The sequence below is a fragment of the Psychromonas sp. B3M02 genome (assembly GCF_003318165.1).
GTDB lineage: Bacteria > Pseudomonadota > Gammaproteobacteria > Enterobacterales > Psychromonadaceae > Psychromonas.
On sequence record NZ_QOCB01000123.1, the window covers coordinates 32,781 to 43,178 of the forward strand.

General features: G+C 35.9%; 11 protein-coding genes. 6 read left to right on the forward strand and 5 right to left on the reverse strand.

Features of this window, described 5'->3' with window-relative positions; translation table 11 throughout:
- The first annotated feature begins 76 nt into the window (after window positions 1-76).
- The 5 genes from DS885_RS13760 (at window position 77) to DS885_RS13780 (ending at window position 4,389) form a co-directional block, all read left to right on the forward strand.
- On the forward strand, window positions 77-1,075 hold the full coding sequence (locus tag DS885_RS13760; RefSeq protein ID WP_113819998.1) for a hypothetical protein: 999 nt from the start codon (window positions 77-79) through the stop codon (window positions 1,073-1,075).
- A gap of 201 nt (window positions 1,076-1,276) precedes the next feature.
- Window positions 1,277-1,834: a DUF4365 domain-containing protein gene (locus DS885_RS13765; RefSeq protein ID WP_181817767.1), complete on the forward strand. Its 558-nt coding sequence runs from the start codon at window positions 1,277-1,279 to the stop codon at window positions 1,832-1,834.
- Complete coding sequence (locus DS885_RS13770) at window positions 1,831-2,943, forward strand: hypothetical protein (RefSeq protein ID WP_113820000.1); 1,113 nt, start codon at window positions 1,831-1,833, stop codon at window positions 2,941-2,943. Before DS885_RS13765 ends, DS885_RS13770 begins: the two co-directional genes overlap by 4 nt.
- Window positions 2,944-3,082: 139 nt before the next feature.
- A complete protein-coding gene (locus DS885_RS13775) occupies window positions 3,083-3,532 on the forward strand; it encodes a hypothetical protein (RefSeq protein ID WP_113820001.1) in 450 nt (149 codons plus the stop codon).
- 134 nt (window positions 3,533-3,666) lie between these two features.
- Entirely contained in the window at window positions 3,667-4,389 is a 723-nt protein-coding gene (locus DS885_RS13780; protein WP_113820002.1) for a hypothetical protein, read from the forward strand.
- Between the two features lie 46 nt (window positions 4,390-4,435).
- Here the strand turns inward: DS885_RS13780 and DS885_RS13785 are convergent, their stop codons facing one another.
- From DS885_RS13785 to DS885_RS13800, 4 genes are all read right to left on the reverse strand, one after another.
- Window positions 4,436-5,389: an IS110 family transposase gene (locus DS885_RS13785; RefSeq protein ID WP_113820003.1), complete on the reverse strand. Its 954-nt coding sequence runs from the start codon at window positions 5,387-5,389 to the stop codon at window positions 4,436-4,438.
- A gap of 572 nt (window positions 5,390-5,961) precedes the next feature.
- Window positions 5,962-7,098 (reverse strand): MFS transporter, encoded by a 1,137-nt coding sequence (locus tag DS885_RS13790; RefSeq protein ID WP_113820004.1) that lies wholly within the window; start codon window positions 7,096-7,098, stop codon window positions 5,962-5,964.
- Window positions 7,099-7,503: 405 nt separating this feature from the next.
- Window positions 7,504-8,124: a YhcB family protein gene (locus DS885_RS13795; protein ID WP_113820005.1), complete on the reverse strand. Its 621-nt coding sequence runs from the start codon at window positions 8,122-8,124 to the stop codon at window positions 7,504-7,506.
- A 262-nt stretch (window positions 8,125-8,386) separates the two neighbouring features.
- Window positions 8,387-8,641 (reverse strand): hypothetical protein, encoded by a 255-nt coding sequence (locus DS885_RS13800; protein WP_113820006.1) that lies wholly within the window; start codon window positions 8,639-8,641, stop codon window positions 8,387-8,389.
- 315 nt (window positions 8,642-8,956) lie between these two features.
- On the opposite strand from DS885_RS13800, the gene DS885_RS13805 reads away from it, so the two are divergent.
- Entirely contained in the window at window positions 8,957-9,574 is a 618-nt protein-coding gene (locus DS885_RS13805; RefSeq protein WP_113820007.1) for a MarC family protein, read from the forward strand.
- Between the two features lie 124 nt (window positions 9,575-9,698).
- On the opposite strand, the gene DS885_RS13810 is transcribed toward DS885_RS13805, so the two are convergent.
- A complete protein-coding gene (locus tag DS885_RS13810) occupies window positions 9,699-10,181 on the reverse strand; it encodes an Hsp20 family protein (RefSeq protein WP_113820008.1) in 483 nt (160 codons plus the stop codon).
- Window positions 10,182-10,398: the final 217 nt, after the last annotated feature.

Genomic DNA, 10,398 nt, shown 5'->3' on the forward strand with positions numbered 1-10,398 from the left:
GCCATCTTTCCGCGAGAAAGGTGACATTTTGTTATCTAATATGCTGTTATAAGCCAACTCAAGGAGCAGTGTTTAAATGCAAAATGTCACACGTAATCATCATTTTGTTGCTCAGGTAGAGCAGAGGCTCAATGCAATCAATCCAAGCATATCTAAGAAGAACCAAAGAATTTATTCTTTTCACATTAAAGATCGAGAAGCCTACAAACTTGATTTACTATCTGAAAATGGAGAAAAAATAGAAGACAATCTTAGTTTTGATGATTTATTTTCATTTGAGATGTTGAATGAAAATCAAAGGCTTAATTTAGAGAAAGCCTTTGGGGTATATGAGAATAATGTTGGTAAATTAACTGAATCATTATTAAACAAAGTTAATGATAATAACGATGATATCAAAAATGAAATATTGGAAATATTTGCTTTAAAGTTACTCAATACTTTTAGAAATCCCTATTGTATTAAAAAGACACTCAATACAATTGGTCTGCTATCTAATTATTACCCCGCTAATGTTGAGTTAAAAGAACTATATGAAAAAATTGATGGTTTTAATCACCCTAAGGCTGAGGATATAACCTCAAATTTCGGTGTATCTGTAGAAGAATACAAAAAATGGATGAAGTCATTGTTTATGCTTTTGATTCCTCCTATTGATGAAAACATGAATGCAATTGAAGTTCTTATGAAGTCATTTTTTGAAAATAATAAAAGCAATATAAATATATTTATCTCTACATATACCGGTGAACATATAGATAAGCATGTTTTATTGTCTGATCGAGGCTTCACCGTTATAAGTGAAGACAAAGCTCTTACTACGTATGAGTTTAATCTAACCAGTAATGCTTTTATAACCTATTGTTTCGCTGATATGAGGTCAATGGCATGTAAATATACTACTAATAATACGCTTGTAGAGTCTTTATTAAGTATGCAAGAAAATAAAACTTCAATATTGAATGTTAAAGTTTTAAAAAATGATCTTGAACTATTATCGCGGTATAACAATAACCTTATATATCAGTCTTTTAATAATGTGTATTGTAAAAGTAAGCAAGTATATGGCTTATAACAAGCTAATCAACTGGACGTATTACGGTTGTCATCGTTTTTGCAAAAGAAATACATGGCAAAAACAATACCAACCTACACGCCAGTTATTAGGGCGTTATGTGTTTTATAGAGTTATGCGTATAACAAGATGTGGTACTTCGGAGTAGATTTTTTATATCCGAATGATAAATTCATAAAAATTATATATTTAAGGTTGTATATGGATGTAGTGTCAATGAAAGGAAGCGGGGGGGCAGCCATTTCGCATTCAAAAGAGTCACTGAGTTTAGCTTATGTTCAAGCTTTATTAGCGGCTACAGGACTAAATCATAATGAACCTAAAATCGATAATGATGGTATTGATATTACAATTCGAGGTAAAGGTTTTGATGGGATTTTTCAAGAACCTAAAATTGAAGTTCAACTAAAGTGTACAGCTAAATCGGGTATTATTGACCTAAAAAATAATGAGCTTGTGTTTCAGCTCGAAAAGAAAAATTATAATTACCTTACAGGACCGTCTCCACTCCCTCTTATTTTGGTAGTTCATCACGCACCGAAAAATTTTGACGAATGGCTCATAGAAACAGCGGAAGGTACGACTATAAAATACGCATCTTATTGGTATAGTTTATATGGAAATGAGCCTATCGAAAAAGAATCTAGAACTGTTAGGATACCATTGCAACAGAGGTTCGATAGTCAGGCTTTAATATGTATGATGGAATTAGCGAGTAAAGCTGAGATGATATATAACCTAGAGGAGGCTAAAGTATGAGTAATAACCTAGCTCTCCTTGGAGCACTTAAAAATTACCTTCGTATTAATGGAGGTCAGGAAAAGGCAACTAATCCAGAACGCTTTAGTGTTTGGTATGACCAAACTCACGAGCTTGAAATCGTGTTGCCTGCTGAGGCATTAGCCAATCACGAACAGTCAAATACCTTATTATCTGAAGCAATTATCAATATTTCAAGTGCATATCAGCTTTGTCCTGAAAACTTCAAAACAAAGCTTCTTAATGGTGATAGTGACTTTTTACAAGTTCGTTCATCTGGGAAACGGATAAATCATGGTCGAATTAACTTTAGTGAAGGCCTGAATGCTTTGACTGGGTTGTATGGAATTATAAAATCATCTGCCAGTAATAACATAAAAGTGAAGGGTAAACGAAAAGCCATTAATCAATACCTTTCAGGCGTAAACATGTTGGCACCCAAAGCAGGTTCATTTATATACACTGTTGAGCTTCAATTATTAGATCTAGAAAGAGAGGAAAGTCAGAATCATGCCTTTGATCAGGAAACCTCTTTTGGTCGTTATGTAAATGCTAATTTAGCCATCGCCTTAGCTAGAGTTGCGGAAAAAATAAAGTCTAATGATTATGAGTCGCCTGCTAAACTACTTAGTGTCGGAATTGATAGTACATTTTGTAATAATTTTCTCGATTTATTTTCAAATAGTTCAGATAAGTTAGAATTCAATTTTGATTGGTCATTTAAGGAAGAGATTTTTAAAAATGTTCCAAATAACGTTGTGTTTAACTACAGTGACAGAGAAAAAATTGAGCGTTTTAAAAAGTTACTGAGTAAAAGTAACACTAAGTATTACGCAGATTTACCCGCTTATATCGAAAAATATAGTTGGCCTATAGAAGATGAGAAAGGAAGAGTTTATTTACGGTTAGTTATTGATGGCAAAGAACACACCTGTTTTATAGAAACAGATTCTAGCCTTTATGAAACCTTGAAAGCTGAACATGCGAAAAAACAAATATCGATAACATGTGAACTATTAATTACATCAGGTAATAGAACATCAATCGATGTTCTTAAACTCCATAGTATTCGAATAAATGAAAATCAAGAAATAAAAGTAGATGTCTAAAAGTGTATTTTGTGCAAAAAACACATAACAAGTCACTAAAGCAGGACTCGTAACAGTTGGCTCGGTTCCGCTTCGCTTCACATTTTAGCCAACAATTACTCGCCTCTTAGTGAGGCGTTAGTTTGCTATCGGAGTATTTATGAGACCCTCAAAAATTTTACCTAAATACATACATGGTTTAAAAAATGCTCTTGAAAAATATGGAGCAACTCAAAGAGATCAATACTCATGGATATCTAAAACTGAAGAACATTTTATATTTTCTGCTGAACGTGATCATAAAGATAAAGAGCGAAATAAATATGATCATCTGGAAGGAAAATTTATTAAAAAAGTAAGACCATTATCAAAAGAGCTTGGCGATGCTCCATTGACCGTGAGCCACGGAAAAGAGTTATATGATGCCGTAAAGCTGACCTATGAAAATAAAGATTATTGTAAGTTATTGATCGTTAACGGTACAAAATATGGTACTAGTTCTGGTGGTGTACGTGCTGTGCTTGATAGTGACCTTTGGCAGTTTTCTGCATTCAATGGGACAGTAGAAGAAGGTTTTGATTTTATCCTAGAAAGGGTTAAAGCAAACTAACAAGCCAATTAACAGGACTAAAAACAGCGGGCTATCTCGCTTCGCTCGTATTTTAGCCCACAATTTTTAGCCCGTTATTAGGGGCGTTAGGCATTTTTTAATGTAGTGGGTTTAAATTTTAACAGGAAGTTTTAATGTTTAATTGGATAAAAGAATTGCGTACAAAGAAAGAAAATAAAAGCGTAGTTAGTCATACTGAAATTATTAATAACGAATCAAAAGAAGATCCTCTAATGAACAGTAAAGATTTGTATATGGATACATATAAAGAAGTTGCAAAATCTTGGGTTGCTGCTGATATTAAGTTATCAAAACTATTAGAAGAAGAATTGCCACTATATAGTGGTCAAACTAGTGAACATTTAAAATCTTTTGATTATATTGAAAATATGGATAGATATAAATGTGGGATTTGGCTAACAGGAAGTTTATTTTACGCAAAAGACTACTGTTACTTCAGGGTTAATAATAATACCAAAGGACAGTTATTATTTTCATTAAAATTAGCCTCCACAATCAATGTAATAGAATTCCCTTCTATTTATCATCCAGGAGATGCTATTGGTAAAATTATTAATAATGTAACTCCTGATGTATTCATCTCACAGAATTGGGAGCATATTCTTCAAGAATTAATTAAGCTAGACAGTCAATATTCTGATGTTAAAGGGCATATTAGAAGAGAAGGCAGCCCTAACAACATGGGGATTGAAATTGGTGGTTTGTCAGAGGTTTGGATCTGTAATAAATTAAATCTTGTTCAGGTTGGAGATTATGTGGTTCCAAAAACTAAAAGCGAATTTCAAAAAAAATACGGAAATAATGCTTTAGAACTACCACAAAAATTCTTCATATAGTTTACTACCAATGCCTAACAAGTGACTATGGTGTCAAATCCTAATTTTAATTCATTTTAGGAGCCCACATGACACCATCTCTAACCATCGAATTTAATATGATAACCATCTTGCGAACGCAGGCGATTATTGCTGTTTTCTTTGGCTTTCCTGCCGCCACTAATCGTTGATATGTACTTTTGAAAACGGGATTACACTGCATTGCTGACATCATTGCCATGTACATGACGGTTCTTATTTTATGGCGACCACCACGTATATTTCGTTGACCTTCATAGCTGCCACTTTCTTTATTAAATGGGGCTACACCAATTAAAGACGCTGCTTCTTTATTGGTTAAATAACCAAGCTCAGGCATGTCACTAAGAAGATTAAAAGCAACCACATTACCGATACCTGGCATGCTTTGAATAATGCTGTTTTTGGTTCTGTATTCACTGCATTTTTCAATAAGCTTACTCAGTTTACTATCAACCTTTTCTATCTGATTTTTAATCGCAGTTAGAATGGGCTTTATGATACCCGATATCTCTTTCGGCATGATTTGAAGACGGTTCTTCTCCATGGTTTGCATCGTCATAAGCTGTCTTCTTCGAGATAACAAATCACTCATTAACCTCATGTTTTCAGGCTTCAAAGTTGATAATGTAGGTTTAATTGCTTCGCCATAATACGCGATTAACTGTGCATCAAGTTTGTTTGTTTTTGCTTTACGTCCAATTGCTCCTGCAAATTTTTTTACATGGGCTGGGTTGGCTACTGCAAAGGGTAAATTTGCTTCTGAGCAGGCGATGATAAATGCATGTTCGAGTCGGCCTGTAGCTTCAATAACAATGCGCGTTGGTTTGTGTGGTTTGATTTTTTTTAATGCTTCTTTTATCCCTTTTTCATTATTATCTACACTAAAGTAAATATCTAAAGGTCTAATATGAATATCGAGTTGGAACTTGCCTGTGTCGACACCTATGGTGATTTCTTTTTGATTGTTTTTGCAATTCATAATAAGCTGACTCCGCCTTGCTATTCGGGCTCGAGGCCCAGTTGACTATCCGAGTTTAATGCTTGGAGTCCTATACAACGTTCATACTTGTTAACGGTCTCTCAAATGAGGATTTTTCGCTTAATCGAGCTACTGTATAAGAAGGCTTTGGTTGCAGCCAAAGCTTGGGCCTTACTTTACCTAAACTGGTTTAAAAGGTAACTATTTGGTGGGGTTATTATCCATACAAGGCACTTAAACGGAACTCGTGGGAAATACTGGATACCCATCTATTTTGAATTAATTTAAAGGTAAACTATCTTTTAGATGCGCTTATTGTTGCATTTAGGAGGTAGTTTATTATGACTCAATCCCGCCAATCACAAGTATCGTTATCCGCTATGCCTTATTACCATTGTATTTCACGCTGTGCCCAATCGCCATCAATGTAGCGTGGATTATCTGTTCATCATGATAAATCCCTCAAGGAAATCGGTGGATGATTGAGTCAGATTAATACGCTAACGCTTGATGGACAATTGGTTTTTCTCCTAGCTCGGTAAAAAAACAAGCAAATGGCGAACTTTATTTACCTAACGAGTTGGCTGCGCTTTAAATAATACCTGTATGTAAATCAGGTAAAGTACCGCAAGGACGGAGACAACAGCAAAAATAGACTGAATATCGCCTGGGATGATTTCTAAAAAAGAGGTCAGAAATTGCCCTAAAAATACTGCCATTGCAAAGTAAGATAGGTTTTTGCCTCTTTGCTTTGCCGCGCTTCTTTCCACTGTGATGTGGTTTAAAAGAGGAATAGATAAACCAAAACCAATGCCAGAAAACACACCGCCAAGAATCAAGATGTAAGGGTTTTCGCCAAAGTAATAAGCGCAATGGGACAACGCGTAAAAAATGAAGGCGAGAGATAGTGTGCCTTTTTCTTTGCAACGAACGTATATTTTAGGCATAAAGTGCGCTGTAATGACCGCCATTAATGAGACAAAGGCGAGGAATAAACCTATCTTATCTTCTGTGTACCCAGAGTGTTCCATGGTAATTGGAAGTACAACAAAGCCAGCAAAGAAAAAGGTCATGGCGATGCAAGAGGTAACGAAAATAGGCTTTAGAGAAACCTGAGGTGTGTTTACGGACTCATGATTTGTTGTTACTGGTTCAGCTGGATATTTATTTGGAACGATTAGCAGCATCATGCCTAAGAAAACCCACGCCATGGCGTACAGTAAGAAAGGTTGATTCCAGCTATTCAGAGCCAACAATCCACCTACGAATAAAAATATTACGCCACCAAGTTCAATCGCCATACCTTGTTTTGCCATCATAGCGAGGCGTTTGTGACCAAAGTAAAACTGTGAGATTAGGGTGGTGCTACCGGCCATAGTTAACGCAGTTGCCGCGCCTAATAAGATGCGATTGATGAAAACCATTTCTGGGCCATAGAGCCATTGCCCTGAAAGGCCCAATGCGCCATACAATAATAAAGCGATTGCAGTGCAATGATAAGCGCCATATTTATCGATAAGACGTCCTGCAAAAGGAGCGAAAATAACCACACCTAATGATGGCAATGTGATTAATAAACTAGCGAAATCTTCCATACCAAGGTGTTGAGCAATGCTCGGTAACGCAGGTGCAACAATGGACCCCACCATAATGGTTAAGCTGGAAATACACAGCAAGGTGAGACTCCCTAAAGTGGAAAGGTGTTTCATAATTTCTCCTGATAATAAGTGTTTGAATGAATTTGACGCTATTGTAAGTGGTTGGGTTTTATATTAAAAATGATTTAATGTGATGGAATCTATGCGATTTTTGTATGGATAAATGCAGGGAGTGAACACGTAAAAACTATGGTGAGTTATCGTTACGCTTCTCTCTTTTAGTTATATACCCAATTCACCTCAAGATGCTTAGTTCAGCGAGAATTTATTGTGCTTCAGGCAAGGCGCGGACTTGAAGGCATAGTCATTCTACGGCGACAGTTTGCAACGCAGTATGAAGCCCAATAAAACTCGCCCTCTGGATGACTCTGAATCAAGTATCTTGAAGTAGATTGGGTATATAGAGGCAATGCAGTCACAATGAGTGTTATGACTGCACTTAGACAGGTTTCTAATTTACTTTGTTTTTTCTTTTTGAATGTCAGTGTCAGCTATTTTAACGTCTTCTGGTTCAATGTCAGTGTCAGTTGTTTCAACGTCTTCCGTTTTGACCTCCGTTTCAACTATTTCAGTCTCTTCAGGTTTCACGTTAGTGTCTATTATTTCGACTTCTTCTGGTTTAATGTCAGTGTCAGTAGTTTCAGCGTCTTCTGGTTCAATGTCAGTCTCAGTTGTTTCAACTGCTTCCGTTTTGGCCTCAGTGTCAACTATTTCAGTCTCTTCAGGTTTAATGCCAGTGTCAGCGACTTCAACTTCTATATCAGTCTTATCTGATTCTTTTAATCGCGGAAATTGAGTTGTGGAGGTTTCACCTAATAATGACTGTGACTGGTCTGCCATGTGGTTGTAAAGCGCTTGATAACTAGTGGCGACTTGCCCCATTAACTCTGCACTGCTATTAAAGTGCTCATTGACTTGTGCTTTGTATTTTTCTAATTCTACTTTGTTCTTATCTAGTTCTGCTTGTTGTTTAGAGGCTTTGCTTCTGCCCAGGGTTAAATGGTAAATAAGAAAACCAATAACACTACCGACAATAAGCGCTAAGAATAAAGGTATTAATTCATTATATTCGTTCATATCTATTTCCCTATATTGAACTTGTTGTAGAGGTAAGCATCAATGCTATTTATTGATAAAGTGACTCTGTAATGGTTTGATACTTAATTAACTATACTATAAATAGCTGCCATATCAGGCGATCAAAACTGAAAGTGTGCGGTAGCTAATAACTTACCTGTGATAATTTCATCTCTATCTTTTAATCATGCCATTTCTGTGTGCCAATCAAGATTGACTGGGCACATGAGAGAATGGCACTCGTCTGTCCACTGAGCTTTCTTTAATCATTTTCCATTGTTAATTCTGCTTCGATTTGTTCAACGTAGTTTTTTGTTGAAAACAATGGCAGAGGGCGACTTAAACCGAAAAATGCGTTGATATGTTTAATCGCTGGTAACTTACCACTTTCGTTTAATACAGCTGTGGTTGTTACCTTGAGCTCAGCTAAATTGATGCCATGTTCTTGGGCGAATTTCTCCACTGGTTTATACGTGGTTTTTTCTGAAAAAATATTTGCGAAGTCGCTGTATCCCATTATTTTGTATCCTTAAGTATCATTGTTACTGTCATGTTGGCTGTTCTTATAGAGCATGATTACTGAAGTCATAAGACTAGATCGCCAAATAATGGAAGTATGTGACATCCATAATTCTTTGACCACTTATATTTTAAATTTTACCTTGTACGATGGGGTATTAAATAACATAAGATTAAGGGGTGTTGAGGTTATTAATGGGGTAAACCGTTTGGTTATTATGCTTAAAATAAGTATTGTGTATAGGGATAACTATTCAATTCTCTAAACTTTTAAGTGAGTTGATTGAGGAAGTGCTTTAAGAGGAATCATTAAATGAATGATATATATACGCAAGCTATTACCGTATTTCTTGGTTTTTTTGCGATCATGAACCCCATTGCAAATACCGCTGCGTTTGCTGGCCTCGCTGGAGATAAAAGTAAAGCGGAGCAAATTAAAATTGCAGCGAAAGCATTGATAATTACATTCATTGTTATCGTTGCTTTCTCGCTACTTGGTAAAGCAATTTTTCATTTATTTGGTATTACTATTTCTGCGTTAAGAATAACTGGAGGTATTTTAGTCTTTCTGGTTGGGTATCATATGCTTAATGGCAGCGGTTCTAAATTACATTCTGCAAAAGAACATGAAGAAGCTGATATCGCAGTCTCACCTTTGGCTGTTCCTTTGCTTGCTGGCCCTGGAACGATTGCCACTGCGATGAATTATTCTTCTTCGGGGGAAATCTCTGGCATATTAGTGACTATCACTGTGTTTGCTGTTTTGTGTATTATTACCTTTGTGTGTTTTATTTTCAGTTCTAAAATTTTAGCTGTTATAGGGAAAGGGGGGTTAGGTATTGTGACTCGATTAATGGGGCTAATTCTAGCTGTGATAGGCATGCAAATGATCATTGAAGGTGTGACTGAAGTTATCAATACCATTACTTAACGAATATTGTTGAGCTATTGATCAATTTAGGCTGAATTAAACTAATTGCTCTATTAAAAAGAGGCTGTTTAACAGCCTCTTTTTGAGTTTATGATGGCTTAATCATTAACAAAGAGTTGCTAACTTATGCTGTTTTCTCTTTATTGTTAATTAACTTTTCTTCTCGGTGCGTTAAAGATTTATCGCTTTGATTAATTGAAATCTTCTTCGGTTTCATGGTTTCTGGAATCTCTTTAACTAGGTTAATATTTAATAAACCATTGGCTAAGTCTGCGCCTGTTACCTCAACATAATCTGCTAAATTAAATTTACGTTCAAAGGCTTGGTCAGGTATTCCCTGATGCAGGTATTTACGCTCCTCTTGCGTGTGTTGTTTGCTACCTGAAACCGTTAATACTCCTTTCTCAACTTGGATATCCAGCTCTTCTTGTGAAAAGCCTGCGACAGCTAATGAGATGGTGTAGTTATTTTCACCGAGCACTTCGATGTTGTAAGGTGGGTAACCACTCGTTTTTGTGTCTGTGGTTAATGCGTTATCAATTAGTGAAGCTAAACGATCAAAACCAACGCTGTTACGGTAAAGGGGAGTTAAATCAATCGTATTCATAATAAGTTCTCCTAAGAGTAAATAAAATAAACCAATAGACGATGAAAATATTAATAGTCCATCGCGTCCACTATTATACCAATCATAGTAAGTAACTGATCTATTTTACTTGTTAAAACAACTTTTTTTTTCGTTGTAAGTTTCGTATAGGGAACAACCATTTACATCAACTTACGCCTTAAACTAAGCCATTTTTCCGGCGCAAAATTTAGATCAG

What these genes read in the sequence shown, in the direction of transcription:
- DS885_RS13795 (WP_113820005.1), bottom strand. Translation starts at nt 8,124, where the DNA reads ATGAACGAATATAATGAATTAATACCTTTATTCTTAGCGCTTATTGTC.
- DS885_RS13785 (WP_113820003.1), bottom strand. Translation starts at nt 5,389, where the DNA reads ATGAATTGCAAAAACAATCAAAAAGAAATCACCATAGGTGTCGACACA.
- DS885_RS13810 (WP_113820008.1), bottom strand. Translation starts at nt 10,181, where the DNA reads ATGAATACGATTGATTTAACTCCCCTTTACCGTAACAGCGTTGGTTTT.
- DS885_RS13765 (WP_181817767.1), top strand. Translation starts at nt 1,277, where the DNA reads ATGGATGTAGTGTCAATGAAAGGAAGCGGGGGGGCAGCCATTTCGCAT.
- DS885_RS13775 (WP_113820001.1), top strand. Translation starts at nt 3,083, where the DNA reads ATGAGACCCTCAAAAATTTTACCTAAATACATACATGGTTTAAAAAAT.
- DS885_RS13805 (WP_113820007.1), top strand. Translation starts at nt 8,957, where the DNA reads ATGAATGATATATATACGCAAGCTATTACCGTATTTCTTGGTTTTTTT.
- DS885_RS13770 (WP_113820000.1), top strand. Translation starts at nt 1,831, where the DNA reads ATGAGTAATAACCTAGCTCTCCTTGGAGCACTTAAAAATTACCTTCGT.
- DS885_RS13780 (WP_113820002.1), top strand. Translation starts at nt 3,667, where the DNA reads ATGTTTAATTGGATAAAAGAATTGCGTACAAAGAAAGAAAATAAAAGC.
- DS885_RS13760 (WP_113819998.1), top strand. Translation starts at nt 77, where the DNA reads ATGCAAAATGTCACACGTAATCATCATTTTGTTGCTCAGGTAGAGCAG.
- DS885_RS13800 (WP_113820006.1), bottom strand. Translation starts at nt 8,641, where the DNA reads ATGGGATACAGCGACTTCGCAAATATTTTTTCAGAAAAAACCACGTAT.
- DS885_RS13790 (WP_113820004.1), bottom strand. Translation starts at nt 7,098, where the DNA reads ATGAAACACCTTTCCACTTTAGGGAGTCTCACCTTGCTGTGTATTTCC.